The 24,669-nt window shown below is 63.2% G+C and carries 26 protein-coding genes; 9 read left to right on the top strand and 17 right to left on the bottom strand.

What is annotated here, in order from left to right:
* Window positions 1-144: 144 nt before the first annotated feature.
* Window positions 145-444, top strand: coding sequence for a hypothetical protein (locus BGO80_RS04180; protein WP_126150356.1), 300 nt, complete (start codon window positions 145-147; stop codon window positions 442-444).
* 15 nt (window positions 445-459) lie between these two features.
* Here BGO80_RS04180 and rpsU read toward each other — a convergent pair whose 3' ends face one another.
* From rpsU to BGO80_RS04155, 5 genes are all read right to left on the bottom strand, one after another.
* The gene (rpsU, locus tag BGO80_RS04175; protein WP_126150357.1) at window positions 460-702 is read right to left on the bottom strand and encodes a 30S ribosomal protein S21; all 243 of its coding nucleotides are present in this window, start codon (window positions 700-702) and stop codon (window positions 460-462) included.
* Window positions 703-883: 181 nt separating this feature from the next.
* Window positions 884-1,351 (bottom strand): GNAT family N-acetyltransferase, encoded by a 468-nt coding sequence (locus BGO80_RS04170; RefSeq protein WP_286719311.1) that lies wholly within the window; start codon window positions 1,349-1,351, stop codon window positions 884-886.
* A gap of 2 nt (window positions 1,352-1,353) precedes the next feature.
* Window positions 1,354-2,886 carry a permease gene (locus BGO80_RS04165; RefSeq protein WP_286719309.1) on the bottom strand — a complete coding sequence of 511 codons (1,533 nt, stop codon included), beginning with the start codon at window positions 2,884-2,886 and terminating at the stop codon, window positions 1,354-1,356.
* Window positions 2,883-3,623 carry an ABC transporter ATP-binding protein gene (locus tag BGO80_RS04160; protein WP_286719308.1) on the bottom strand — a complete coding sequence of 247 codons (741 nt, stop codon included), beginning with the start codon at window positions 3,621-3,623 and terminating at the stop codon, window positions 2,883-2,885. Before BGO80_RS04160 ends, BGO80_RS04165 begins: the two co-directional genes overlap by 4 nt.
* A gap of 183 nt (window positions 3,624-3,806) precedes the next feature.
* Window positions 3,807-4,244 carry an organic hydroperoxide resistance protein gene (locus tag BGO80_RS04155; RefSeq protein WP_126150361.1) on the bottom strand — a complete coding sequence of 146 codons (438 nt, stop codon included), beginning with the start codon at window positions 4,242-4,244 and terminating at the stop codon, window positions 3,807-3,809.
* Between the two features lie 105 nt (window positions 4,245-4,349).
* Between BGO80_RS04155 and BGO80_RS04150 the strand changes: the two genes are divergently transcribed.
* The gene (locus BGO80_RS04150; protein ID WP_286719305.1) at window positions 4,350-4,799 is read left to right on the top strand and encodes a MarR family winged helix-turn-helix transcriptional regulator; all 450 of its coding nucleotides are present in this window, start codon (window positions 4,350-4,352) and stop codon (window positions 4,797-4,799) included.
* A 4-nt stretch (window positions 4,800-4,803) separates the two neighbouring features.
* Here the strand turns inward: BGO80_RS04150 and BGO80_RS04145 are convergent, their stop codons facing one another.
* Window positions 4,804-5,790 carry a ribonuclease T2 family protein gene (locus tag BGO80_RS04145; RefSeq protein ID WP_286719303.1) on the bottom strand — a complete coding sequence of 329 codons (987 nt, stop codon included), beginning with the start codon at window positions 5,788-5,790 and terminating at the stop codon, window positions 4,804-4,806.
* 102 nt (window positions 5,791-5,892) lie between these two features.
* On the opposite strand from BGO80_RS04145, the gene BGO80_RS04140 reads away from it, so the two are divergent.
* Together BGO80_RS04140 and BGO80_RS04135 are read left to right on the top strand one after the other, a co-directional pair.
* Window positions 5,893-7,002 (top strand): THUMP domain-containing class I SAM-dependent RNA methyltransferase, encoded by a 1,110-nt coding sequence (locus tag BGO80_RS04140; protein ID WP_126150363.1) that lies wholly within the window; start codon window positions 5,893-5,895, stop codon window positions 7,000-7,002.
* Between the two features lie 83 nt (window positions 7,003-7,085).
* Complete coding sequence (locus BGO80_RS04135) at window positions 7,086-7,286, top strand: CsbD family protein (protein ID WP_126150364.1); 201 nt, start codon at window positions 7,086-7,088, stop codon at window positions 7,284-7,286.
* Between the two features lie 60 nt (window positions 7,287-7,346).
* On the opposite strand, the gene BGO80_RS04130 is transcribed toward BGO80_RS04135, so the two are convergent.
* The 7 genes from BGO80_RS04130 to BGO80_RS04100 all read right to left on the bottom strand — a co-directional run bounded on the left by BGO80_RS04130 (window position 7,347) and on the right by BGO80_RS04100 (window position 15,873).
* Window positions 7,347-7,520: a DUF1328 family protein gene (locus BGO80_RS04130; protein WP_126150365.1), complete on the bottom strand. Its 174-nt coding sequence runs from the start codon at window positions 7,518-7,520 to the stop codon at window positions 7,347-7,349.
* A gap of 74 nt (window positions 7,521-7,594) precedes the next feature.
* Window positions 7,595-8,527 (bottom strand): flagellar motor protein MotB, encoded by a 933-nt coding sequence (locus tag BGO80_RS04125; RefSeq protein ID WP_126150366.1) that lies wholly within the window; start codon window positions 8,525-8,527, stop codon window positions 7,595-7,597.
* Between the two features lie 24 nt (window positions 8,528-8,551).
* On the bottom strand, window positions 8,552-9,415 hold the full coding sequence (gene motA, locus BGO80_RS04120; RefSeq protein ID WP_126150367.1) for a flagellar motor stator protein MotA: 864 nt from the start codon (window positions 9,413-9,415) through the stop codon (window positions 8,552-8,554).
* A gap of 140 nt (window positions 9,416-9,555) precedes the next feature.
* Window positions 9,556-11,607 carry a hypothetical protein gene (locus BGO80_RS04115; protein ID WP_286719297.1) on the bottom strand — a complete coding sequence of 684 codons (2,052 nt, stop codon included), beginning with the start codon at window positions 11,605-11,607 and terminating at the stop codon, window positions 9,556-9,558.
* Between the two features lie 302 nt (window positions 11,608-11,909).
* Window positions 11,910-13,895: a bifunctional 2',3'-cyclic-nucleotide 2'-phosphodiesterase/3'-nucleotidase gene (locus BGO80_RS04110; RefSeq protein ID WP_286719296.1), complete on the bottom strand. Its 1,986-nt coding sequence runs from the start codon at window positions 13,893-13,895 to the stop codon at window positions 11,910-11,912.
* A 190-nt stretch (window positions 13,896-14,085) separates the two neighbouring features.
* Window positions 14,086-14,892, bottom strand: a complete 807-nt coding sequence (locus BGO80_RS04105) for a hypothetical protein (RefSeq protein ID WP_286719294.1) — start codon at window positions 14,890-14,892, stop codon at window positions 14,086-14,088.
* A gap of 69 nt (window positions 14,893-14,961) precedes the next feature.
* A complete protein-coding gene (locus BGO80_RS04100) occupies window positions 14,962-15,873 on the bottom strand; it encodes a sugar kinase (protein WP_286719293.1) in 912 nt (303 codons plus the stop codon).
* A gap of 133 nt (window positions 15,874-16,006) precedes the next feature.
* Here BGO80_RS04100 and BGO80_RS04095 point away from each other — a divergent pair, with 133 nt between their 5' ends.
* The 3 genes from BGO80_RS04095 (at window position 16,007) to BGO80_RS04085 (ending at window position 19,159) form a co-directional block, all read left to right on the top strand.
* On the top strand, window positions 16,007-17,479 hold the full coding sequence (locus BGO80_RS04095; RefSeq protein WP_286719291.1) for a mannitol dehydrogenase family protein: 1,473 nt from the start codon (window positions 16,007-16,009) through the stop codon (window positions 17,477-17,479).
* 186 nt (window positions 17,480-17,665) lie between these two features.
* The gene (gene ypfJ, locus BGO80_RS04090) at window positions 17,666-18,604 is read left to right on the top strand and encodes a KPN_02809 family neutral zinc metallopeptidase (protein WP_286719289.1); all 939 of its coding nucleotides are present in this window, start codon (window positions 17,666-17,668) and stop codon (window positions 18,602-18,604) included.
* 48 nt (window positions 18,605-18,652) lie between these two features.
* Complete coding sequence (locus BGO80_RS04085) at window positions 18,653-19,159, top strand: hypothetical protein (RefSeq protein WP_286719287.1); 507 nt, start codon at window positions 18,653-18,655, stop codon at window positions 19,157-19,159.
* A gap of 33 nt (window positions 19,160-19,192) precedes the next feature.
* Here BGO80_RS04085 and carA read toward each other — a convergent pair whose 3' ends face one another.
* A complete protein-coding gene (gene carA, locus BGO80_RS04080) occupies window positions 19,193-20,404 on the bottom strand; it encodes a glutamine-hydrolyzing carbamoyl-phosphate synthase small subunit (RefSeq protein WP_286719285.1) in 1,212 nt (403 codons plus the stop codon).
* Between the two features lie 189 nt (window positions 20,405-20,593).
* Here carA and BGO80_RS04075 point away from each other — a divergent pair, with 189 nt between their 5' ends.
* A complete protein-coding gene (locus tag BGO80_RS04075; RefSeq protein WP_126150375.1) occupies window positions 20,594-21,046 on the top strand; it encodes a GatB/YqeY domain-containing protein in 453 nt (150 codons plus the stop codon).
* Between the two features lie 2 nt (window positions 21,047-21,048).
* Here BGO80_RS04075 and BGO80_RS04070 read toward each other — a convergent pair whose 3' ends face one another.
* Entirely contained in the window at window positions 21,049-22,197 is a 1,149-nt protein-coding gene (locus BGO80_RS04070; RefSeq protein WP_286719284.1) for a GGDEF domain-containing protein, read from the bottom strand.
* 109 nt (window positions 22,198-22,306) lie between these two features.
* On the bottom strand, window positions 22,307-23,497 hold the full coding sequence (locus BGO80_RS04065) for an MFS transporter (RefSeq protein WP_286719282.1): 1,191 nt from the start codon (window positions 23,495-23,497) through the stop codon (window positions 22,307-22,309).
* A gap of 183 nt (window positions 23,498-23,680) precedes the next feature.
* On the opposite strand from BGO80_RS04065, the gene BGO80_RS04060 reads away from it, so the two are divergent.
* The gene (locus BGO80_RS04060) at window positions 23,681-24,244 is read left to right on the top strand and encodes an HdeD family acid-resistance protein (RefSeq protein WP_286719280.1); all 564 of its coding nucleotides are present in this window, start codon (window positions 23,681-23,683) and stop codon (window positions 24,242-24,244) included.
* Window positions 24,245-24,246: 2 nt separating this feature from the next.
* On the opposite strand, the gene BGO80_RS04055 is transcribed toward BGO80_RS04060, so the two are convergent.
* The gene (locus BGO80_RS04055) at window positions 24,247-24,642 is read right to left on the bottom strand and encodes a hypothetical protein (RefSeq protein WP_286719279.1); all 396 of its coding nucleotides are present in this window, start codon (window positions 24,640-24,642) and stop codon (window positions 24,247-24,249) included.
* Window positions 24,643-24,669: the final 27 nt, after the last annotated feature.

Here is a 24,669-nt window from a genome sequence, read left to right as displayed (position 1 = left end):
GGGCGGGGAGTGTAACGCGCCTGGCCAGGCGCGGGCAAATCATGACATCACAGTGATGCAATAGGGACGATAGGATCGGCCCCAGGTGATTTGCATGACGGAAGGACGCCGAGACCGGATATGTGCCGGACGGCGTGAAATGCGATGGGAACTGAACTGCTCGAGGCGCCGGGCGCGCTTTATCTGGGAAGCGATGTGGTAGCGGCGCAATTGTCTGGGCCGCGCCATTTCCGCTCTGCGGCGGCGGCAATACGCTTCGCCATGGAGCAGGCAGCACCCGTCAGCCTGCGCGGCGCTGCCTTGCAGGTGGGCGGAGTGGTGCTGGATCGTGAGCAGATCCGCATGCTGCATCTGGACATGAAAGCGGTCGAAGCCGCGGCAATGCGCAGCGCCAGCCTCGCCCGGCAGGATGCGGGCTGGGCTGGGAGCAGCAGTAGTTTATGAAGGGGTAGGCCCGCTTTAGCGGGCGCCAGTCCGCTCGACGCGCTTGGGAGCAGCGATCAGGCCTTCGCGGATAGCCTGCTTGCGGGCATTCTTGCGAACGCGGCGCACAGCTTCGGCCTTGCGACGGACGCGCTCTTCAGACGGCTTTTCAAAATACTTGCGGAGCTTCATTTCGCGGAACACGCCTTCGCGCTGAAGACGCTTCTTCAAGACCCGGAGGGCCTGGTCGACATTATTGTCGCGTACCTGTACCTGCACTCAAAATTCCTGACTTGCTGCACGCCTCACCACGGGGGCAGGCGGGATCGAACGGATGCTCGACCGCGCCGGTCTATCAGCCATGGGCGGAAATGGCCATGGTGCAATTGGATTTTGTGGAAAAGTCTGCAAAGCCGCTTCCGCTTTGGGTACGTGGGCAAGACGCGAAGTGGCCTTCCCTCTAGAGCGGCAGCTTGAAGCCTTCGTGGGACTGGACGAAGCCTAGCCGCCGATAGAATCGGTGGGCGTCGGCGCGCAGCTTGTTGGAGGTGAGCTGGACCATTCCGCAGCCGGCGTCACGGCAAAAGCCGATAGCCCATTCGACCATCTGGCCACCGAGACCGTTGCCACGCTGATCAGCGCGGATATGGACGTTTTCCAGAATGCCCCGCTTCATGCCGAACGCCGGCATGCCGGGGATAAGACTGATCTGCAGGGTGCCGACCACTTCGCCTCGGCGCTCGGCTACCACGAGCTTTTGGTTGGGATCTGCCGCGATGGCGTCGAAAGCGGCACGGTAGCGCGGATCTCCGAGTGAGGCCGGATCGAGCGGCGGGGTGTCCTTGCCGCGTGAGTCGCCGGCATGACAGAGCGTCAGGATAGTGGCGATATCGTCGGGCGTGGCGTCGCGAATGTCGAGGTGGGGCATGGTCAGTTTGACTTGGGTGCGATGAGTCGGGCCAAGCCTAGCACGGCGATGGCGACAAGCGCGGGAAGGATCGCGATGGGGGAGCCCGCGGCAAGCAGCGCGCCGCTGCCTGCCCACATGATCGACGAGAAGGCCTCCGATAGCGTGGCGGCGCGCGAGGCGACCTGGCGGCGACGGAACATGGAGCGCTTGGCGGTGACGCGGAACCAGAGCTGAATGGCGGTGCTGGCGGCGGCAGCGAGACCGGCGAAAAGCGCCGTGATCAGCGCCATGCGCCAGGACATGACGAGTATCAGCAGCAGGATGGGCGCCAGGACGATGGCGATGACGGCAAGCACCGCCTCGACCTTGGCGCGCAATATCGTGGAAGGCAGGAGCGGGGCAGTGGCGACGAGATCATGGGCGTCTTCGCCGGAGATGGCGAGCCAGGCAAGGCCCCCAGCCAATTGACCTGCCGCCATGACCAGCACCGGCACGGCAACGACGAAATTGCCGTCGCCTCCGCCATAATTGACCCAGAGCAGCAGGGCCGGGGGCAGGAGATAGAGCAACTGCATCAACGTCTGCGACAGTAGCCAGGGGTCGCGCTGGAGCAGCCGCCATTCCTTGCGGCGCAGGGCTTGCCGCTGACTGATCGGGGCAAAGCCAGCACCACGCCGCCGCCGCTGACTGCGCACATGGCTGAGGCCGGCGGCAGCGGTTGCCAATCGCCCATAGGACGGAGCTGTCAGCAGGGTTGTGATGGCAAGGAGGGCGAGGCCGGCGACGAGGGCGGTGCCAGCGGCACCGATATCGCCCATCACGGCCCTGGCGGGCAGCCAGAGCAGACTGTCAAGGCTGGGGGCGGCATCGATCCACTCGGCGGACTGGAACAGGGCTAGCCGCGAAAAGCCCTCATGGGAAAGAATGGCGACGCCCTGAATGCCGATGGCGAAGCCGGCGCCGATGATGGCGGCAAGAATCTGGGCGATGAGCCGGGTCTTTTTTGGGCCCACGGCATGAAACAGCAGCAGCGTGACCAGCATGGCCAGCGTCGTCGACAGGCAGGCCAGGGCGGCGAGCACGAGGAAGGCAGCGAACCATTGCGGGCCGTCCTGCACCACCAGCACGATGACCAGTGGGCTTATCAAGGCCATGCCGAGCAGTGCGGTGGAGACGGCCACACCGCCGGCGCGCACGGCAAAGAGCCTGCGGCTGGAGGCGGGCGAGGACAGGATGAGATCGAGATCGGAGCGGGAATAATAGACCCGCGTCACCGCCTCCAGGGCCTGGGAGAGGGTGACGATCCAGAACAGAAAACCCATGCCGCTGACCAGCATCAGCGTCGATTTGTCGACGACGGCGCCGGCATCGAGCCAAGGGCGCACGGCGAACCAGGCGATCAGCGCGATGACGGCATAGACGGCAATGCCGCCCAGGGCGAAGCCGAGGAGGCGCACGCGGTGGCCGCCGCTGAGCATGGCGATGGTATCGCGCCAGTTGAGGCGCAGTTCGTGGCGGGCGAACCAGAGCAGGGATGCGGGGGCGGGAATCACGCCGCGTCCTGTTGCTGGGCGACGAGATCGAGGAATATTTCTTCGAGCGTCGTCTGTCGCCCGACGCGGGTGCGCAGCTCGGCGAGAGTCCCCTCAGCGATCAATCGGCCTTGGGCGATGACGCCGATGCGCTCGGCCATGCGTTCGGCGACTTCGAGAATGTGGGTGGTCATGATGACGGTGACGCCGCTTTCGACCTTGCCGCGCAGCACGTCCTTGACCTGACGGGCGGAGCCGGCATCGAGGCCGGTCAGCGGCTCGTCGAGAATGATCAGCTGAGGGTCGTGCACCAGGGCGCCGGCAAGGGCGACTTTTTGCGACATGCCCTTGGAGAAGCCGCCGCACAATTCGTTGGCATGCGGGCCAAGGCCGAGCCAATCGATGAGTTCATGCGCCGATTGACGGGCGCGCGCCGGCTCGACCTGCCAGAGGCCGGCGACGAATTCGAGATATTCGAGCGGGGTCAGCCGCTCATAGATCATCGGCTCGTCGGAGACCCAGGCGGTGAGGCGCTTGGCGGCCACCGGGTCGGCGAGCGCGTCGATGCCGAAGATGGAAATGCTGCCCGCATCAGGTTTGAGCAGACCCGCGACCATGCGCAGGATGGTGGTCTTGCCGGCGCCATTGGGGCCAAGCAGGGCGTAGAATTCGCCGGCACCGATGCTGAGATCGATCCCGTTGACCACCGGGCGGTCGAAGGCTTTGGTGAGGCCGGAAAGGCTGAGGGCGGCGGGCATGGCATACCTGTCTAAGGATATCGCCAGCCTAGGGTGCAGGCCTTTCCCGGCCGTTTATGGACAGAGTTAAAGTTTCTGGACGTGGGGGCGGGGGGCAGAGGCGGCAAGCCGCTCTCTGGCTTTTCCCAATCAAAATCCCGGGCCGACGGGATAATGCCATGCCCGGGATTGAACCAACGGCGATCAGGCGACAGTCAGCTTGACGTCGACATTGCCGCGGGTGGCGTTGGAATAGGGGCAGACTTCGTGGGCCTTGTGGACCAGGGCTTCGGCGTCTTCCTTGGAGAAGCCGGGAAGGGTCACCTTGAGCTCGACGGCGATGTTGAAGCCCTTGGCGCCTTCATTGGCGTTTTCGCCGAAGGACACGGCTGCGTCGATGGTGGTCTCGTCCGGCACCTTGATCTTTTCGCCGCGCGCCACGGCCTTGATGGCGCCGAGGAAGCAGGCGGAATAGCCGGCGGCGAAAAGCTGCTCGGGATTGGTGCCCGGGCCGTCATTGCCGCCCATGGCCTTGGGCGTGTCGAGGGTGACTTCCAGACGGCCGTCATCGGTCTTGCTGGTGCCGGTGCGGCCACCAGTGGTGTGGGCGTGGGCGGTGTAGACTGCGGATTTGATGCTCATCGGAAACTCTCCTTGCATTGGGTGGATTTTGTTTAATGCACAATTCGATTGTGCGCAATATAAATTTTTGGCATAGAATTGCCGGGCCGAAGACAGGGAAACGCGATGACGCCAGAAACGATGCCTTCCATCGACAGAATGTTGTGCTTTGCCGTCTACGCGGCCGGACATGCCTTCACGCGGTTCTACAAGCCGCGGCTCGACGCGCTGGAGCTGACCTATCCACAATACCTCGTATTCCTGGTGCTGTGGGAGCGGGACGACATTACCGTCAAAGCGCTCGGCGAGCGGCTGTTTCTCGATTCTGGAACCATTACCCCACTGGTCAAGCGGCTGGAGGCGCGGGGGCTGGTGTCGCGGCACCGCGATCCCGACGATGAGAGGCAGGTGCGTATCCGGCTGACCGAAGAAGGCGAGGCGCTGGAAAAGCAGGCGCTGTCCATTCCACTGGCGGTAATCGAGGGCACGGGAATGGGGCTGGATGGGGCCGATGCGTTGCGCCAGGAGCTGCTGGCCCTAAGGTCCCGGCTCGACGCGGCGCTGGGCGACAAGTAGCCGCTTAGCGCAAGCCCACCGCATCGACCTGCCCGGAGCGACAGCCGCCATCGACGGGGCTGGCGGCGGCGATAAGGCTGGCAAAATCGTCGGGACCGGTGATGTCGCCGGTGAGGCCAATGCGCAGCTCGGTGATCAAGGTGCGATTGCCATCTGCGGCGCAGGTCATGCTGACGCGCTCGCCGGCGCCTGGGCCGAAGGCGGCATCGAAGGCGTCACGCACCTGCGACAGGGTGATGCGCTTGCCGATGTTTGCGGCAAAGAGCTCGGCGACTGGGGAGGCATTGAGCGCCAGCATCATGTCGAGAGCATCGCTGAAATAGTCGCGCTGGCTGGCGCCATAGCAGGAGCCGTGCTTGGTCCATTGGTGACGGTCCAGTTGAGACTGCACGCCTGGCATGACGATTTCGAGATCACGGGTGAGGGCGATAGGCAGGTCGACACGCGGCAGGTCGCGCCAGCGTCCATCCTCGCTGGCATATTGGTCGGCCCGCGAGACGCCGCAATATTGATTGTCGCGTGGCTGCGGCCAGAGGCCATGCAGGGTGAAATTGGTGGCCTCGAAGCTATTGGGCTTCTGATTGCGGCACTCGCCGGCGCGGGGCACCGTTTCGCAGAAGGCCGGCTGCCAGTTGACGGCAAAGATATATTGGGTGCCGCGATAGGTGCGCGGGGCGGGCGCCGGGGGCGGCGTGTCCACCCTGCCTTCGGCGTCGGTGGCGCGGGTGCCGCAATCGACTTCGACCCAGCGGCGGTCCGGCTCGGCGCCTGGCACCACGATCCAGAGATGGGTGGGGCGATCCTTGTTGCCGGCGAGCAGGCTATAGGCCGTTCCTGGGCGCAGCGTGATATTCCCGGGATTGGTCTGGCGGCTGATGGATTGGTAGGCCGGGCAGGCCTTGGTGGCAGTGAAATAGCCGTCGAGCGGGGTTTCGGCCTGGGCCGGCAGGGCCAACAGCATGGATAGGAACACGAAAACCCAACGCATCATTGCCCAACTCCTTTGCCTTCTGTCCTGTTGCTCTAGCGTCTTGAAGCGTCGATTGCAAAGCGGGGCATTGCGCGCGTTCACGCGCCCCGCTAATCGTCGCCCATGACAACAGCCCCCTTTGAAATCTTTCTGGTTGCTACGCCTGGCCTTGAGGCGCCGCTGTGCGAGGAGGCGCGCGCGGCCGGTTTCGCCGATGCCAAGGTCGTGGATGGGGGCGTACGGTTTGACGGTGGCTGGCCGGATGTGTGGCGGGCCAATCTGGCATTGCGGGGTGCGACAAGGATACTGGCACGCATCGCCTCGTTCCGCGCCATGCATCTGGCGCAGTTGGACAAGCGGGCGCGTAAGGTGAACTGGGCGGAGTTCCTGCGGCCCGATGTGTCGGTGCAGGTAGAGGCGGCGTGCAAGCGCTCGCGCATCTATCATGCGGGCGCGGCGGCGCAGCGGGTGGCCACGGCGATCGCAGAGACGCTGGGCGCGCCGATTGCCGAGGAAGCCGAGGTGCGGGTGATGGTTCGGATCGAGGACGATCTCGTCACCATCAGCATCGACACCACCGGCGCCTCACTGCACAAGCGCGGCTTCAAGGAGGCGGTGAGCAAGGCGCCGATGCGCGAGACCATGGCGGCGATGTTCTTGCGCCAATGCGGTTTCTCCGGAACGGAGCCGGTCCTCGACCCCATGTGCGGCTCGGGGACTTTCCCAATCGAGGCGGCGGAGATTGCGCTGGGACTGTTGCCGGGGCGCGAGCGTGGCTTTGCCTTTCAGCACTTGCCCAGTTTCGACGCGAAGGCCTGGGACAAAACCAAGGGTGTGGCAAAAGTGCAGCCGACAATGCAGCGGTTCTATGGGTCGGATCGCGACGCCGGCGCCATCCGCATGGCGGAGGAGAACGCGGTGCGAGCCGGGGTCGCGGCGGCGACGCAGTTCAGCCAGGGCAATATTGAGGACCTGACGCCTCCGGAGGGGCCGCCGGGGCTGGTGATCGTCAATCCGCCCTATGGCAGCCGCATCGGCAGCAAGGGGCCGTTGATCTCGGTGCACCGCACCCTGGGGACCGTGTTGAAAACGCGCTTTGCCGGCTGGCGTGTGGCGATCATCACCGCCGACAAGCAATTGGCCCAGGCGACCGGGCTGAGCTTCGAGCCGATGTTGCCGCCTGTGCTGCATGGGGGCATTCGCGTGGCGCTGTATCGGACTGGCGTGCTTTAGGCTGGGCGTGTTTCTCGATGTGATGGAACGGTGAGGGACAGCGGGCGTTCACCTTTCACACGCATTTTCGAGGAGATATGAAAATGGACTGGAACCGTATCGAAGGCAGCTGGAAACAGTTTTCGGGCAAGGTCAAGGAACAGTGGGGCAAGCTCACTGACGATGACATTGCCCAGATCAATGGCAATCGCGAGCAGCTCGAAGGCAAGATCCAGGAGCGCTACGGCAAGGCCAAGGACGAAGTCCGCAAGGATATCGACGACTGGTCCAACCGCATGAACTAAGCTGGTCTGATCCAGTACATGAGCCCGGTCACTGACCGGGCTTTTTGTTGGTGACGCCATTTAGAAGATGATGATCAGCCCCATCACAGCGAGCAGGAGCATCAGGCCGATGCCGAGCAGCATCAGCACGAAGATGACCTTGGCGAGCCCGCCCGCGACACTGGCGACGCCGGAAAAGCCCATGGCGCCGGCGACCAGGGCGATGATGACCAGAATGATGAGAAGTTGCAGCATGGCAAAACTCGCTTGACGCTATTTGCCTATCAACGCCGCGCTGCGCCGGCGCGTTCCGCCGGCGTGCTTGAGGGTCAGGGCGCGAGACCCACCGGGATCGGCGGCGGGGTCTGCATGACGGTGATCTTCACCCGCTCATTGGCCGCCATATAGGGGTCGTTGGGGAAGAACGGATCGTCGTCGGCGCGGCCGACCACCGATTTGACGCGGTCATTGCCGAGGCCGAATTCACCGAGCGTGGAGCGCACGACATTGGCGCGGTCGGCTGACAGTTCCCAGGCGCCATAGCGGGGGTTGTCGTAACGGGCGCCGGCGGCGGTGTGGCCTGACACCGTGATCTGCGCATTGAGCTGCTGCAAGATGGGCGCGATGGCGGCAATGGCGGCGCGGGTCTGCTCGAGCGGATATTTCGAACCCTCGGGGAACATGCGCTTTCCCTGCTGGTCGACTATCTGGATATCGAGACCGTCTTCCGTCTGCTCGATCAACAGATTGTCCATGAATGGGGTGACTTCGGGCAGAGACTGCCAAGCCTGACGAATGCTGGCGGCGGCGCTATGGAATTTCTGGCTATCGACGGATTTGAGATTGAACTCGTTATCGCTCGACGCCTGCTGTTCGCTGCCGTTCTCGCGGGCCTGGCCGCCCACCTGGTCGGCTTCGGAGTTGGAGAGATCAGCCTGTCTTTCGGTCTGCGGCGATACCGGACCGGTGGCGGAGATATCGGTGGCCGAGCCCGACATCTGGCTGCCGGTCGAGTCCATGGCATTGCCGCCCATAATGCCGCCGGCGCCGCTATTGGAAAGGCTGACCGCAGCAGGGGCGAAATATTCGGCCAGGCCCTGCTTCTGCTCGGGCGTGGTCATGCTGATCAGCCACATGAGCAGGAAGAAAGCCATCATGGCGGTCACGAAGTCCGCATAGGCGATCTTCCAGGCACCGCCATGGTGTCCGTGCGCGGCCTTCTTGACCTTCTTGATGATGATCGGCTGGTCGTAATTGGCCATGGCGGCAACTTTCTAGCTGGCGGATCAGGCCGTGGCGGGCAGGTTGGCAGTCGCGGCTTCGACTTCGGCGAAGGTCGGACGCACTTCGCTCATCAGCGCCTTGCGGGCGAATTCGACAGCCATGACCGGCGGCTGGCCACCGATATGGGCTAGCAGGCCGACCTTGAGCGAGAGGTAATATTTGGACTCGGCTTCGAAGATATTCTTGAGCGACTGAGCCATGGGGCCGAAGAAACCATAGGCCACGAACACGCCGAAGAAGGTACCCACGAGAGCGCCGCCGATGAGGTGGCCCAGCACTTCGGGAGGCTCGGTAATGGCGCCCATGGTCTTGATCACGCCCAGCACGGCGGCCACGATGCCCAGGGCGGGGGTGCCGTCGGCGATGGACTGCATCGAGGAAACAATGCGTTCCTGTTCCTGGTGATGGGTTTCCAGTTCCTCGTCCATGAGTGCGTCCATCTCATGCACATTGTTGGAGCCCATGGTGACCATGCGCATGTAGTCGCAGACGAACTCCACCGCATGGTGGTTCTTGGCGAAGGACGGGAAGGCGTTGAATAGGGTGGAGTTGTGCGGGTCCTCGATATGCGGCTCGATGCCCAGAATACCCTTTTGCTGGATCAGCTTGTACATGGCGAACTGCACGCCGAGCAGCTCGACATAGGCCGCCTTGTTAAATTTTGGTCCCTTGATCAGCGTGCCGAACATGGAGGGCACCGCTTTCAGCACCGGGCCGGTATTGCCGATGATGAAGGCGCCGATGGCAGCGCCGAGAATAATAACGAATTCAAAGGGCTGCCAGAGAACTTCGACGTGTCCACCCATGGCGGAATAGCCGCCGAACACGCAGGCGAAAACGACGATCACACCAATTATCAGACGCATGGAGGCGACACTCGAACAAAGACGCTAGGTTGCGCGCCCTGGTGAAGTCTGCCCGGACCGCGGTCGCATATTGGCGGTGTCGAGCTTAACAGGCCGTGTATTTGCGGCGTTTGCAGGCCGTTGGAAGGCGATTTTCGCGGTCAGCTATTGTTCGCCACAAGGGCAATGGCGATGGTGCGCTCGAGCTCGATGAGATTGTCCGTCCACATTGCGCGAGGGCCGGCTGCTGCAAGACCCTCCGAGAACGCCGCGAGATCGCTGTCAGTGGTGGCGATGCCCTTTTTGAGAAGGCGCAGGGCGTCGAAGGCAGCCCGATCGACCACTTCGGGGTCTGCGTCGGCCAGACCAGCCTTGTAGAGCTGGCGCAAGTAGCTGAAGTCGTAGCCAGCCAGCGCGTCCATGCCGCCGAAATAGATCAACACCATGCATTCGACATCGAGTTGCGCGCAGTGCCAGAAGCGTCGTTCGGCACGTGCCGCGAGGAAGGTGCGCACCGGCTCTATCAGGCGTGGTTCGCCCGGGACGCAGAACCGATAGAGATCAAGCACCAATTGCGCCGTGCCCCTGTCATCGGGCGCCTGTGCCTCGCGATCGAGCCGGGCGGCGATCTCGGCCTCGAGCAAAAGCGTCCGGCGCTGATCCACCTTGTCCTTGAACGTCTCGAGAATGGAGGCCACCTGCCTGTCTGCCAGACGCAGGCGGCGCAGCGCGACATGCAGATCGCGATGGCCGCGCAGCGTGCGGATATAACCATCGAGCCGCTCAAGGCGGGTGTCGAGGGCTTGAACCACGCTGGCGATGAGGGCAGGGGAACCTTCAGTCAGCGGCCAATGCAGATACCAGTCGACCGGACCTTCGGCGCCTTCGCCCATATCGATCTGTTCGATAGCCAGCCCGGCGAGGCCCGCGAGCCAGACTTCCGACTGGCTGGCGCGCCATTGCTCGACGAGGGCCGCAGAGAGCATGTCGGCGGGGATGTCGGGCAAAAGCAGGCGCAGCTCGGCAAGCGCGGTTTCTGGGTCGAGGCTGGCAGTGGTTTCACCGAAGCGCCGCGCACCATCGCGCAGTTTCTGGGCTTCTTCCAGATTGGTCTGGGCCTGGCGCAGCTTGGCCTCGGTGATTTCGGGCGGATTGAGTTCGCTGGAAAGCCAGTCATACTCAGCCGCTTCGCCATGCTGGCCGACAGCCCAATCGAGCGCGCTTTGCAGGGCGAGATGGAATTCTGGGGTGTCATAAAAGTAGTCAGCCAATTGCGAGGCTGCGATCTCCGCCGCCCGGCGAGACACATTGGCATCGGTTGAGCCGATGGCGTCGCACAGGCGCGACAGCGACTTGCCCATGTCGAAATAGTCGAGGCTGCCAAAGCCCTGAAAATGCTCCAGCACCGCAGCGTCGAGGGCGAGATGCGCAATTTGACGCGACGGCGCCGGATGTCGGTCGAGTTCCATATGGGCTTCGGCCAGCAATTGTGGGAAGCGCGGAAAACAGTAGGGCGCCAGCTGATTGGCGATCTGCTCAGGGGAGATGTCCGGCATCTCTCCGGCGCTGGCGATTTCGAAGCGCAGCGTCTTCAGCATCAATTCAAGCGTACGCGGCGCGAAAAGCGCGGCGATTTCGTCGAGGCGAGCCGCAATCTCCGGCGCCGATGCCGCCGCCTTGCGTGAGCCGCGCTCGACATAGGTCAGGACGCCGCCAGGAGGGAGCCAATCAGAGAGCTGGTCCTGTCTCTCCAGCAGCAGCTCGGCGATCTGCAGGAGCAGGGGCGCGGCGGCGTGGTTCATCGCCTGACTGAGGCGGGTGCGCAGGATCGAATGCTTCTGCTCGGGCAAAGCCAGGGCCATGCCGGCCATGGCAGCCAGGATCGGTTGACGCTTGTGCTTGATCCAGGCGGCCTCGAGTAGATTGGACCTGTCATAGACGTTACTGCCTGGCATCGCCGCGTCGAGCACGCGAAAAGCTTCCGCAGGATGCACGTCGTCCGGCAATAGCAGGAGCGACTGCACCGCGCTGTTCTCGGCGTGGATGACGCTTTTAAGCAGGTCATTGGTGGCCTTGAAGCGGGCATCGAGGTGGTCAAAGGCCTTTTGTGCGGGACCGGGCGTTGGCGGTTTGAGCATGCTCTGGAGCTGCACGATGCCGAAGACGACGAGCGTAACCAGGCATATTGTGGCGAGGGTAATAAACAGGGACATGGGAAGAGCGCTCATGGCCCGAGCGTAGCGAGCGCGTGTGGCGACGCCAGCCCCGGTTTATGGGGGACGACCGTTGAGCGCGTGGCTACGCTCCCAAGAGTTGTGCCATGCGCACGTTGCGGCCCTCGGGTTTGACCCGAGGGCAGCGTGGAGCGTTGGAGGGCACCGAGGATTAGAGCGTTTCACGTTCTGTTTGACGCGGCTCCATCGCCCCTCCCCCCCTTGAGGGGGAGGGGGCGAAAGCGCCCTGAGTCCACCTCAGTTTGAAATGGTCTACTAGGCCCCCAGCGCAAAGCGCTGTTTTACAGCGTTATGCGGTAGATGCCGAAGCCGGCTTCGTCGGTTTGGCCGGTGGCTTCGATCTTGACCGCGGTGACGTCGGCAACGTGGGACGCTGCCTTGGGGCCGGTGGCGAACAGCACGGTGGTACCGCCTATTGGGGCGAGCGACCAGTTGCTGTCGGCCTTGGGGTCGATGGTGCCGTTCTCGATGATGAAGCGGACGATGATGTCGCGATTGGTATCGGGACCGACGAAAACAACGTTCTCCGCACCGGTGCCCGGGAAGGAACCGCCACCGCCGGCGCGATAATTGTTGGAAGCGATGATGAACTTGGCCTCGGGATCGATCGGGGCGCCATTATACATCAGCTCGACAATGCGGTTGGCATCGGGGTTGAGCGTCTCTTTGCCGTCGGACGAATATTTCGAGGGCTGGGTGAGGTCGATCTTGTAGGTAACCCCGTCGATGACGTCGAAATTGTAGGATGGGAAGTCCGGGTTGATCAGAGCAGCATCCTTGGCGCCGGCTTCGACCTGGTTGAAGATGCCGGCCGAACGCTCGAGCCAGTTCTTCACGTCGGCGCCGGTGACCAGCAGGGCCTGGATGGTGTTGGGATAGAGGTAGAGGTCGGCGACGTTCTTGATGGCGACCGGACCGACCGGCACGTCGGTGTAGTAATCCGGGCCACCACGGCCACCGGCCTTGAAGGGTGCTGCGGCCGACAGGATCGGCAGGCCTTCCCATTCGGTGCCTTTCATCATCTGGGCGATGTACCAGGACTGGGCCTGAGAGACGATCTGCACCGACGGATCGTCGGCCACGAGCGCGAAGTAGGAATAGAGTGGCGCAGCGGTCTCGCCGACCGGGCGGCGGATATAGTCGAGCGTTTCGGCATGAGCTTCAGCCACTACGGCCTCGACTTCGGGCATGGATTCGACGGTCGGCACATTCTTGTTGTCGACGCGCTCGACGATGGGGCGGGCTTCCACCGTATGCGAGGCAATCGTCCACTTGCCATCCGCATCAATCTCGAGCAGCAGATCGACCAGGCCCATATGCGAGCCCCAGAAGCCGGCCATCACAGCGGGCTTGCCCTGCAGCGTGCCGCTGGCCACGTCGACGCCGTCAAGGCCATCATAGGTGGCACTGGGGAAGACCAGGTGGCTGTGGCCAGTGAGAACCACGTCGATGCCCTCGACGCCTGCCAGGTGGAAGGAGGCGTTTTCCATGCCCGGCACATATTCGCCGGTGTCGATGCCCGAATGGGAGAGGGCGACGACGATGTCGGCACCCGCCTCGCGAATGGCCGGGACCCAGGCTTCGGCGGTCTCGACGATGTCGCGGACCACCACCTTGTCGGTGAGGTGCGAGGCATCCCAGGTCAGGATCTGCGGCGGCACGAAGCCGATGACGCCGATCTTGATGGTGTGCTTTGCACCGGCGCCGTCGACCAGTTCCTTTTCGATGATGCGGTAGGGCTCGATATAGGTATCATCGGCAGTGGGATTTTCGCCGAGCTCGTCGCCGCGCACCAGATTGGCGCAGACGACCGGGAAACCGGCGCCTTGCAGGGCACGATCGAGGAATTCAAGGCCGTAATTGAACTCGTGGTTGCCCAGCGTGCCGGCATCGTAGCCGAGGGTATTGAGTGCTGCGACGGCGGGGTGGATGTCACCCTGGTTAAGGCCCTTTTCATAGGCGTAGTAGTCGCCCATCGGATTGCCCTGGATCAGGTCACCATTGTCGAACAGCACCGCATTGCCGGCCTCGGCGCGGATGGATTCGATGATGGAGGCGGTGCGCGCCAGGCCCATCGTGTCGTTGGGGGCGTCGGCATAGTAGTCATAGGGCAGGATGGCGACGTGGATATCGGTCGTCTCGATGATACGCAGATGCGCCTGGTTCGCCTGGGCCATGACCGCGAAGGGGTGCATGGCGACCATGGCGCCCATACTGGCCGAGCCGACGAGGAAGCTGCGCCGGGAAATAGATGGCAGGAAGTTCATCGAATTTCTCCATGTGAAAACGCCTCAGCCATGGGGGCCGCGCTCCCATGGTACCCGGCATGTCGCCGGTTCGTGCGCGCCGGGCGAACCGGAGCGGGCTCGCTCATGCCGAATGGAGGTGACGCTGGCATGACGACAAAGCGTGAGGCTATGAGGATTTTACCATGCGGTCAAATTGTGACAACGAGGCCTAGAGGTCGGCGACGGCTTTTGCATAGGCCACTGCCAGGCGGTCTGCCGCCGCATCGAGCGCCTGCGAGAAAGCCTGTGACGCCTGCAGGGAATAGGCGGCAAGATCGGGCTCAGCCAGAGCCTGGGCAAGTTCGCGCAGAAGAACGGGGTCCACTGTACTGTAACTGGCGGATGTAGCGGCAAAGTAGCCCTCGACATATTGGTCGCGCAGAGTGCTGCCGATGCCGGCCACCCACGCGTCTGCCGCTTCGGCGCCGATGATGGGCTCGGCGCCGGTCTTCATCATGCGATAATATGCGTCCATGATGGCATTGGCTGTCTCGGGGCCATGCTGGCGCTCGAAAAGATCGACGTAAAGGGCGTTCTGGGCAGGGGAGGCGGCTTCGATGATCTTGGCTGCCTTGGCCACTTCTTCCTCGAAGGACAAGGTTCCGTCGGGATCCATCGTGGTCGTCTGTGCTGCCAGCTGCTTGGCCAGGTCAGATTGAAGATAGGCGACGGCGGCGGCGCGACTGTCCTGCATAAGGGCTGCATCGAGTGCCTGCAGATAGTCGGCTTCCAGCAGGGCCGGTGCAAAAGCGTCGTCCACCGCGCTCTGCCAGGCACCGACATAGGCCTCTGGAAAGCCGATTTCGGGCCGCAGGAGCGCCCGCAGGTCGCGCCCCAAATCGCGAAGCTGGGCTATGTTTGTGTCGCCCTCGGCCAGCACCTGCGTGTCGGCTTCCGCGGCATAGGCTGCCGGGCCCAGGAGCAAAGCCGCAGACACGGCCGCAGCCTTCAGCAGACGATTGAACGGCAAGACCATTTTGGGTTCTCCTTCGGTATCACTGAAAATGTGACGTCCGGAGAGGGGAGAACCTTGGTCGGGGGACGGTCAGCCTTTGACGAGTTTGGGATCGACCAATGCGCCCTTATGGCCGATGACGATGCCCGCGGCGCGGTGGGCGGCTTCGGCGGCTTCGCCCAGGCTCTTGCCGGTGAGGCGGGCGGAGAGATAGGCGCCATTGAAACTGTCGCCCGCTCCGGTCGCATCGACCACCTTGGCCCCCGGCTTCGGCGCCAGGCGCACGCGCTCATGGGCGGTAGCGATCAAAGCATCTTTGCTGCCGTCCTTGACCACGACCTCCTCGACACCGAGTTCGAGATAGCGGTCGGCGGTATCGTCGATGGTCTTGTCGCCAAACAGTGGGGCTTCGTCGCTGTGGGTGGGCAGGACGATGTCGCAGAGGCTGGCGGCGGCGGTCAACACGCCGGTCATGACACGCTGGTTGGTCCACAGAGCCGGACGAATATTGGTGTCGAAGGCGATTTTCGCGCCATTGTCCCGCGCCTTGACGATGGCGCCGAGCAGGCGGCCACGGGCGCGCGGGGCGAGAATGGCAAGGGTAATGCCGGAGAAATACACCAGTTCGGCCTTTTCGACGGCCTTGGCCAGGGCAGTTTTGTCGTCGGCCAACAGCTTGGCGGCGGACTGGTCGCGCCAATAGGTGAAGTGCCGGTCGCCCTTTTCCTGGTGGATCATGTAGAGACCGGGGCGGCGGCTGGGGATGGTCTGGATGTGTTCGGTGCCGATACCGTTGTCGTCGAGAAAGGCGCGGATGTCGTTGGAATAGCGGTCTTCACCCAGGGCGGTGACGTAGTCGACCGACCAGTCCTTGCCGAGCAAGGCGCGTAGGTACCAGGCGGTGTTGAGCGTGTCGCCGGCATAGCCGAGACGGTAGGTGCGGTCTTCACCGCCGCTCATCTCGATCATGCATTCGCCGATGGAAACGATACGCCTGGTCACGGGCTTGTCCTCCAAATTCCCTGGTTCGGTTATGCCGGTGCGGGCTTGCCCCGGCAAGGGCTTGCGACTACACAGGCTCCTATCTTACGCGTATCTTCCATACAAGATTGCGCGTGTCGCATGGGAGATCGCCGTGACCAATCCGCGCCTCAGTTCCAAGACGCTGGCCAGCCTCGCCAAGGGCACCAAACTGCCCGCCTATGATCGCGCAACGGTGACGCCGGGTATCGTGCATCTGGGCATTGGTGCGTTTCACCGGGCGCATATGGCTGTTTATGTCGATGATCTGCTGGCGAGCGATCCGAGCTGGGGCATTGTGGGCGCCAGCCTGCGCCGCCCCGATACCAAGGAGGCATTGGAGCCGCAGGATGGGCTCTATACCATTGCGGTACGCGACGCGGCAGGCACGCATCCGCGCGTCATTGGCTCGATCCTGTCGGTGATGGATGCCAATACGCAGCGCGAGGAATTGCTTGCACTGATGGCCGATCCGGCCATCCGCGTCGTCTCGCTCACCGTCACCGAAAAGGGCTATTGCCACGATCCGGCAACCGGCGAACTCGACCAGCGCCATCCCGATATCGTGCATGACCTGGCCAATCCCACCACCCCGAAATCGGCGCCGGGCATGCTGGTGGAGGCACTGGCGCGGCGCAAGGCTGCGGGGGTAGAGCCGTTCACCGTGATGAGCTGCGATAACCTGCCCAGCAATGGCCACACCGCCAAGCGCATCGTCACAAAATTTGCGGCCCTGCGCGATGCGGAGCTGGGCACCTGGGCGGAGAGCGTGGCTTTCCCGTCAACCATGGTTGACCGCATCGTGCCCTCCACCACCGATGCCGATCGCGCGGAGGTGTCGCAGCTGATCGGGGCAGAGGATGCCTGGCCGATCATGACGGAGCCTTTCACGCAGTGGGTGGTTGAAGACGACTTCCCCTCCGGCCGGCCGGCTTTCGAGAGGGCGGGTGCTCAGATGGTGGCCGATGTCGAGCCGTTCGAGTTGATGAAGCTGCGCATGCTCAACGGCTCACACTCGACCATGGCCTATTCGGGCTATCTCGGCGGTTACGAATATATCGCCGAGGTGATGGGCGATCCGGCCTATGTGAAGCTCATCCATGGGCTGATGACCGAGGAGGCGATGCCGACGCTCGACATGCCCGGTGTCGACCTCGGCGCCTATCGCGACGAGCTGCTGGAGCGCTTCCGCAACCCGGCCCTGAAGCATCGCACCTGGCAGATCGCCATGGACGGCAGCCAGAAGCTGCCCCAGCGTCTGCTCGGCACCATTCGCGACCGACTCAAGGCCGGGCAGGGCATCGAGCGGCTGGCTTTGGGCGTCGCGGCGTGGATGCGCTATGTGACCGGCATAGCCGAGGATGGCAGCGAAATCGATGTGCGCGATCCGCATGCGCTCAAGATGATGGCGATCGCGGCCGATGCCGGCGACGATCCGGAAGCGTTGTTCGATGGGCTCGTCGGCATGAGCGAGGTGTTCGGTGCCGACTTGCCGAACAATGCGATTTTTCGCCAAGCGGTGATCGGCCATCTGACCATGCTGTTCGAGGAGGGCGCGCGGGCGACCGTCGCGAAGGTGGCGAGCTAGGCCATTTCAAACGGAGGTGGAACCAGGGCTCTTTCGCCTTCCTCGCCCTTGAGGGGACTCTTCTTCTCCTCCTCTTCTACAGGGCGAGGTCGGGTCGGGGTGAACCTTTGCGCCTGAGTGGAACCCGTTCCCCCGCGCCACACTTACTGCTAGCGTCCGCAGGACTATCGAAAAGGCGTCGTTATCATGAAGTGGCAGGGTCGGGAGCGTAGCTCTAATATCGAGGATCGTCGGGGCCAGCGGTCCGGAGGCGGACTTGGGGGGCTCGGCGGCCTGGGCGGCAGTGGTGGCGGCTTTCGCATTCCCACTGGCGGCGGCGGGCGTGGGTCGAAGGGCGGTATTTCCAGCCTGATCGGCATCGTCGTGGTGCTGGGGATTATCTGGTTCGTCACCGGACAGAATCCGCTCGACATGATGACCGGCGGCAATTCCGGCACGATTCCCTCCTCCAGCAGCGCCTCGTCTCGGCAATTGCCAGCCCAGGGCGAGGACGAGCTTGCCGATTTCGTCGGCGTGGTGGTCAAGGAGACGGAAAACCTGTGGACCGACGTGTTTGCCGCGTCCGGCCAGAACTATCCCGAGCCCAAGGTGGTGCTGTTCACCGATCAGGTGAATACCGCTTGCGGCATGGCCGATGCTTCGGTTGGTCCATTCTATTGCCCGGGCGATTCCAAGGTCTATATCGACCTCAGCTTCTATGACGAGTTGCACCGCAAGTTCGGCGCGCCGGGCGATTTCGCCCAGGCCTATGTGCTGGCGCACGAAGTTGGCCACCACATCCAGAACCTCACCGGCGTGCTGCCAGAGTTCAATCGCCGTCGCCAGGCGATGAGCCAGGAACAGGCCAATGCCTATTCGGTGCGCGTCGAGCTGCAGGCCGATTGCTATGCCGGTGTGTGGGCCAATTATGCCGGCCAGCAGAACCTGCTCGAATCGGGGGATATCGAGGAAGCGCTGAACGCCGCCAACCAGATCGGCGACGACACGCTGCAAAAGCGCATGCAGGGCTTTGCGGTGCCTAAAACCTTCAACCATGGCACCTCCGCACAGCGCAAGACCTGGTTCCAGCGCGGCTACAGCTCCGGCGACCCGAACCAGTGCGATACATTCTCGGGGAGTGTCTAGGCGAACCGCAGCGAGGGTGAAGCGTTACGATCCGAAAAGGAGATCGTCATGCCTGCCAACCTCGCTTCGATAGCGTTCGAGCACTTTGCCGATGACGGGACTATCCCCAATAGCGTCCTGCCGGTGATCATGTACCGGCGGGTGCTGGCGGAGCCTTCGGCAGAGGCTTTCGAGGCGCTGTTCGATGGCAATGGCTGGCCCAGTGCCTGGCGCTACGGGGTCTATGACTTTCACCACTATCACTCCAACGCCCATGAATGCCTGGGCGTGGCGCGCGGCACGGCGCGACTGCAACTTGGTGGGCCGGAGGGGCGGGTGTTTGAGGTGTTGGCCGGTGATGTGCTCCTATTACCGGCAGGTGTCGGCCACAAAAATCTTGGCTCCAGCAGTGACTTTCTGGTGGTCGGTGCCTATCCACCGGGTTTCAGCCCGGACCTGATGCGCGGTGGCGACGGCGAACGGCCTCACGCCGATGCCCGCATTGCCGGGGTGCCTCTGCCCAGGAGCGATCCTGTCGGCGGGCAGGGTGGGCCGGTGCTGGACAATTGGGGCTAAGAAAAACCCCGGCGCGAGGGCCGGGGTTTTGGGTCAGGCTGCAGCGCCAGGAGCCACATATTCCGGCTTTTCGGGGAGGCCCTTCTCCCTGCGCACGTGATTGAGGAAGCGCGTAAAGAGATAGTGGCTGTCCTGCGGGCCGGGGCTGGCTTCGGGGTGGTATTGCACCGAGAAGATCGGCTTGCCGTCCACGGCCAGGCCGGCATTGGAGCCGTCGAAGAGCGAAATATGAGTCTGGGTGACGCCTGCGGGCAGCGTCTCGGCATCGACGGCAAAGCCGTGATTCATCGAGGTGATCTCGACCTTGCCTGTTGTCAGGTCCTTGACCGGGTGATTGGCGCCGTGATGGCCCTGATGCATTTTCGACGTCGTGCCGCCCAGGGCGATGCCCAGCAGCTGGTGTCCCAGGCAGATGCCGAACATCGGCTTGCCTGACTCCATCAGCTTCTGAATGGTCGGGACGGCATATTTGCCGGTTGCCGCCGGATCGCCGGGGCCGTTGGACAGGAAGATGGCATCAGGGTTGTGCGACATGACGTCAGCAGCCGATGCTGTCGCAGGGACGACGGTAACCTTGGCGCCCTGGTCGGCCAGGCAGCGCAGGATGTTGCGCTTGGCGCCGAAATCGATGGCGACCACGTGGAAGTCGGGCTTTTCGAGCGTGCCATAGCCCTCGTTCCAGACCCAGGAGGTCTGGTCCCAATGATAGGTCTGGGCCGTGGTGACTTCCTTGGCGAGGTCGAGGCCCTCGAGGCCTGGGAACGCCTTGAGTTCCGCCATGATCGAGCCCTCGTCGAACTGGCCGCTCGGTTCATGGGCGATGACGCCGTTGGGCATGCCGTTTTCGCGGATCAGCGCGGTGAGGGCACGGGTGTCGACGCCCGCGATCCCGACGATATTGCGCTTCTTGAGCCAGGCATCGAGCTTTTCGGCGGCGCGATAATTGGACGGGTTGGTGATGTCGGCCTTGAGCACGACGCCGCGCACGCCCGAAAGCGCGGCCATGTTCACCGTCTCGATGTCTTCGTCATTGGCGCCGACATTGCCGATATGGGGGAAGGTAAAGGTGATGATCTGCCCGGCATAGGATGGGTCGGTCAGCACTTCCTGGTAACCGGTCATGGCGGTGTTGAAGCAGACTTCGCCGGCCGCGTGGCCGACTGCGCCAATACCGTGCCCTTCCAGGCGTGTGCCGTCTGCCAGAATCAGAACTGCGGTCGCGGGGGTCTGCTGCCAGCCGGTCACTTTGGGTCTCCAAGCTCGGTTTTCTATGGTCGCGCAACGAGAACGGTGGCTGGGAGGCCTGCCATATGTCGCGGCGATGATGTCGGTTGAGGCCTCCTCTTAGGGGGCCCGGGCGGTCTGCGCAAGTGGCGTTGGCCGCGTTTCATCGCTATATGGGGGCAATTCCAGGCGAAGCAAGGAGCCGCAACCATGCGTGAAGACATCAGTGAAGGGCTCAAGCAGGCGCTCAAGGCCCGCGACCAGCGGCGCACCGGCACGCTGCGCGCCATCAATGCGGCCATTACGGATCGCGACATCGCCAATCGTGGCGATGGCAAGGGGCCGGCCACCCATGACGAGATTTTGTCGATCATCCAGAAGATGGTGAAGCAGCGCGAAGAGAGCTTTGCCATCTACGCCCAGGCCGGCCGCGCCGATCTCGCCACGGTGGAAAAGGAAGAAATCGACATTCTCAACGAGTTCCTGCCCAAGGGACTTTCGGAAGAGGAAGTGGCCGCCGCCATCGCTGCCGCGATTACGACGACGGGCGCCGAGGGGCCGAAAGACATGGGCAAGGTGATTGCCCAGCTCAAGGCGGATTATCCGGGGCGGATCGATTTCGGCAAGGTGAGCGGGCAGGTGCGGGCGGCGCTCAGCGCCTAAGGTCAGGCGACGAGGCGCAGGGCCGCGATATGGACCTGATTGCGGCCGGCGCTCTTGGCCTTGTAAAGAGCCGCATCGGCGCGGCTGAGCACCGATGAAAATGGCTCGTCCTGGCCGCCGACCGCCAGGCCGGCGCTGACGGTGGCCACCTGGCCATCCTGTCCGCGCGACAGGTTGAGTCCGGCAAAACGGGTGCGGATTCGTTCGGCAATCGCCTTGGCCCGCTCGCCATCCATGTCGCGCATGATGACGCAAAACTCTTCGCCACCGAGGCGGGCAATGGTGTCGGCGGCGCGCAATTCCTCACGCATGACATCGGCGAATTGCTGCAGCACATGGTCGCCGGCAGCGTGGCCCAAACGGTCATTGATCTGCTTGAAATGGTCGAGGTCGAACATCAGCACGGCCAGGCCGGTGGCGATGTGACCCTCGGGGTAGATGTCGAACAGGGCACGCCGATTGAGCACGCCGGTGAGGGCGTCTGTGTGCGCCTCCATGCGGTGATGCCGCGCATTGCGCGCATGATGGAGGGTGAGGGTAATGGCGCCAATGCCGGTAAGCCCCACCAGCGACATGATGGAATTGAAGTCCTCCGCCCAGTTATTGGGCGGACCATCGAGCACCCAACGTCCTTCAAGCAGCAAGACCAGCGCGCAGCAGGCGAAGGATATCGCGGTGAGAGTGTAAAGCACGGCATTGACGATCAAGGCGCCGCGGGCCTCCTTGCGGCTGCGCCAGTATTCGCGCCCACACAGCAGCATGAGCACGGCGCTACCGATGTTGAGCATGATGGTGCCGATGCCGGAGAGACCGACGATGATCGGTACGGCGGTGGTCATTACCGCCACCATCCCAATGACGAGGGCAGGAATGGTGCTGGCCGCCTCGTCGCGAAAAATCCGGGATCCGGCATAGATCAGCGCGAAGCCGATGAGCAGCAGCACAAAGGGCACGAGCTGAATGAACATGTCATAGGCGCCGTTGCGCAGGCCCATGGCAGCCATGGCGATGACAACAAGGCCAATGCCGCCGGCGCCAAACAGAAGGTAGGACTCGCGCCTGCTGTTCATCCAGCCGATAAGCAGGGCGATCATCAACGATCCGCTCGAGAAGGCGATGGCAATCAGCAATGACGCGTTGTCTATGACCATGCGGCTACCTGTACGTGGCAGCTCGCTCATAGGGTGCAAAGGGCAAAAGGTTTCTTACCGGCATTAACACAAATGCCGAAATAGTCACCGAGACCTTAACCGGAAACCTTTATTCCGCCGCAAGTGCCTGTGACTGGGGCGGCAGGACGCCGCTGCGTTTTTCCCAGACGCCTGAAAAGATGGCGACCAGTACGGCCAGCACCAGCGATACCGTGCCGATCAGCGGCAGGCTGGCATAGCCGAAGCCGCTCTCGAGCAGGTGCGCTCCCAGAATGGCGCCGATGGCGATGCCGATATTGAAGCCGGTGGGGATGAGTGCCGAGGCGAGGTTGGGGGCATCGCCAGCCCAGGCGAGCACGCGCGACTGCACCGGCGAGCCGAAGGCGAAATTGGCGCCGCCCCAGAGGACGGTGAGAATGGCCATGGGCAGGGCATAGGGGCTGGCCAGGTAAAGGCCCGCGAACAGCATGGCCTGCAGGGTGAGAATGGTGATCAGGGAGGGCATCAGCTTCCAGTCGGCGAGCCGCCCGCCGATGAATACGCCGATCGTGGAGCCGACGCCGTAGAGCAGCAGGATCCATGGCACGACACCGGGATCGAGCTTTGTCACCTGCAACAGCAATGGCGCGATATAGGTGAAGAGGCTGTACTGGCCGATCATCACCAGGATGACGATGATCAGTGAGGTGACGATCTGCTGGCGGCCCAGGGCCTTGATCTCGCGCCGGAAGCTGCCGATGGCGGCAGAGGCGCCTGCCTTGGCAGGCAGAAAGATGGCTATGGCCAGGGTGGCGGCGAGCCCCAGCGCGCCGACGGCCCAGAAAGTGGCGCGCCAGCCGAGCGCATTGCCGATGGCGGTGCCGCCGGGCACGCCCAGAATATTGGAGACGGTGAGGCCGGACAGGATCAGCGCGACGGCGAAGCCGCGCTTTTCGGGGGCGACGATGCTGACGGCGACAATGGCGGCGATGCCGAAATAGGTGCCGTGCACCACCGAGACCAGGAGACGCGCCAGCATCAGCGTCTCGAAATTGGGCGCCAGGGCAGAAAAGACCTGGCCCAAGGTGAAGACGGCTCCGAGCAGGATGATCAGCGTCTTCCGACTCATCTTCTTGCTGGCGACGGCCAGAAGCGGCCCGCCGACGGCGATGCCAATGGCGTAACCCGAAATCAGATAGCCGGCCACCGGCACGGTGACGCCCAGACCTGCCGCCACGTCCGGCAGCACGCCGGCAATGACGAATTCAGCGGTACCAAAGGCAAAAGCAGCCAGGAACAGGGCGAGAAGGGGGAGCGACATGGAGAATTTCCGCGCATGGAGCAGGGCCGGAGGTGCGCTCATCCCACATGCGGAAGTGCGCGGCAATGAACAAAATTCCTTGCCGACTTTAGAAACTCTAAAGCGGGCTGGGTATGGCAGGTCGCCGGGGCCTGCGCTAGAGTTCGGAGATCGGAGGCTCATGCCCCGTCATGGAGATGTGTGATGGCTATTTCGTCCCAGACAAAAAAACGGTTCGCGCTGGCAACGGCGCTGCGTGGCGTGCTGATGCTGCTCGCGGGTATCTACGCGATCATCTGGCCCCTGGAGGCACTGGCGGTGCTGGTGCTGTTTGGCGGTATCCTGCTCATCATCGACGGCGCACTGGGCCTGTGGAGCCTGACCTTTGGCGGCGGCAAATCCGGTAATTACTGGTTCGACGTGGTGGCCAATGCGGCCTCTCTCATCCTCGGAGTGCTCATCCTGATCAGCCCGCTGCTGGCGACGATCTTCACCGTCACGGTCATGTCCACCATGGTCGGTATCGCGGCCGTGTTCGTGGGCGTCATGCAGATCGTGGTGATCGTGCGCGAGCGGCAGAGCTATGCCCGCATCTGGCCTGTGGTGCTGTCGGGTGTGTCCTATGTGCTGCTGGGCCTGGTCTTCCTGCTCTTCCCGCTGCTCAGTGCCTCGGTCGGCATGATCATGGGCGGCGTGCTGCTGATCTTCTTCGCGGTGGGTCTGTTTGGTTGGGCCTGGCGCCTCTACCAGTCGAGCAAGGCCGCCTAGACCTAACGATAGCGAACGGTGACCCCGGCGACGTGGTCATCGTTCCGGTAGATTTTCGCGCCCGGTGGCAGACTCAGGGCGATTTCGCCGTCATCGGTCCATGCGGCGGCGAAGTCGGTGGCCTGGCCGACCGACACGAAACTGGCGGCGTCTTCCGGCATGGTTTCGCCCAGGGGCACCAGGGCGGCCTGGGCATTTGCCGGAGTGGTGCCGCCGCAATTGCGCGAGAAGACTACAAGGTCGAATGTGCCGTTCGGCGCGGACAGGCGACTGGTTTCACTGATCTGACATTGTGGGGCGAGGTCGCCCAGGAACCACAGGCCCGCGCCGACGACCAGGGCTGGCAGGGTGGTGAGGGCCAGAAGGGCGGGCAGGGAAAACCGGTTTGCCTGTGGCATGGTGTGGATAAGTTCCTTGTTCGTGAC

Origin of the sequence: Devosia sp. 63-57 (assembly GCF_001899045.1) — a bacterium.
In the GTDB taxonomy this organism is placed as follows: domain Bacteria; phylum Pseudomonadota; class Alphaproteobacteria; order Rhizobiales; family Devosiaceae; genus Devosia; species Devosia equisanguinis.
This window is presented reverse-complemented; position numbering and strand designations above follow the sequence as displayed.

Coding starts and splice junctions, on each gene's coding strand:
- BGO80_RS04180 (WP_126150356.1), top strand. CDS start 145: ATGGGAACTGAACTGCTCGAGGCGCCGGGCGCGCTTTATCTGGGAAGC.
- BGO80_RS04170 (WP_286719311.1), bottom strand. CDS start 1,351: ATGCCCCACCTCGACATTCGCGACGCCACGCCCGACGATATCGCCACT.
- BGO80_RS04160 (WP_286719308.1), bottom strand. CDS start 3,623: ATGCCCGCCGCCCTCAGCCTTTCCGGCCTCACCAAAGCCTTCGACCGC.
- BGO80_RS04155 (WP_126150361.1), bottom strand. CDS start 4,244: ATGAGCATCAAATCCGCAGTCTACACCGCCCACGCCCACACCACTGGT.
- BGO80_RS04150 (WP_286719305.1), top strand. CDS start 4,350: ATGACGCCAGAAACGATGCCTTCCATCGACAGAATGTTGTGCTTTGCC.
- BGO80_RS04145 (WP_286719303.1), bottom strand. CDS start 5,790: ATGATGCGTTGGGTTTTCGTGTTCCTATCCATGCTGTTGGCCCTGCCG.
- BGO80_RS04140 (WP_126150363.1), top strand. CDS start 5,893: ATGACAACAGCCCCCTTTGAAATCTTTCTGGTTGCTACGCCTGGCCTT.
- BGO80_RS04135 (WP_126150364.1), top strand. CDS start 7,086: ATGGACTGGAACCGTATCGAAGGCAGCTGGAAACAGTTTTCGGGCAAG.
- BGO80_RS04130 (WP_126150365.1), bottom strand. CDS start 7,520: ATGCTGCAACTTCTCATCATTCTGGTCATCATCGCCCTGGTCGCCGGC.
- BGO80_RS04125 (WP_126150366.1), bottom strand. CDS start 8,527: ATGGCCAATTACGACCAGCCGATCATCATCAAGAAGGTCAAGAAGGCC.
- motA (WP_126150367.1), bottom strand. CDS start 9,415: ATGCGTCTGATAATTGGTGTGATCGTCGTTTTCGCCTGCGTGTTCGGC.
- BGO80_RS04115 (WP_286719297.1), bottom strand. CDS start 11,607: ATGTCCCTGTTTATTACCCTCGCCACAATATGCCTGGTTACGCTCGTC.
- BGO80_RS04110 (WP_286719296.1), bottom strand. CDS start 13,895: ATGAACTTCCTGCCATCTATTTCCCGGCGCAGCTTCCTCGTCGGCTCG.
- BGO80_RS04105 (WP_286719294.1), bottom strand. CDS start 14,892: ATGGTCTTGCCGTTCAATCGTCTGCTGAAGGCTGCGGCCGTGTCTGCG.
- ypfJ (WP_286719289.1), top strand. CDS start 17,666: ATGAAGTGGCAGGGTCGGGAGCGTAGCTCTAATATCGAGGATCGTCGG.
- BGO80_RS04085 (WP_286719287.1), top strand. CDS start 18,653: ATGCCTGCCAACCTCGCTTCGATAGCGTTCGAGCACTTTGCCGATGAC.
- BGO80_RS04075 (WP_126150375.1), top strand. CDS start 20,594: ATGCGTGAAGACATCAGTGAAGGGCTCAAGCAGGCGCTCAAGGCCCGC.
- BGO80_RS04070 (WP_286719284.1), bottom strand. CDS start 22,197: ATGGTCATAGACAACGCGTCATTGCTGATTGCCATCGCCTTCTCGAGC.
- BGO80_RS04065 (WP_286719282.1), bottom strand. CDS start 23,497: ATGTCGCTCCCCCTTCTCGCCCTGTTCCTGGCTGCTTTTGCCTTTGGT.
- BGO80_RS04060 (WP_286719280.1), top strand. CDS start 23,681: ATGGCTATTTCGTCCCAGACAAAAAAACGGTTCGCGCTGGCAACGGCG.
- BGO80_RS04055 (WP_286719279.1), bottom strand. CDS start 24,642: ATGCCACAGGCAAACCGGTTTTCCCTGCCCGCCCTTCTGGCCCTCACC.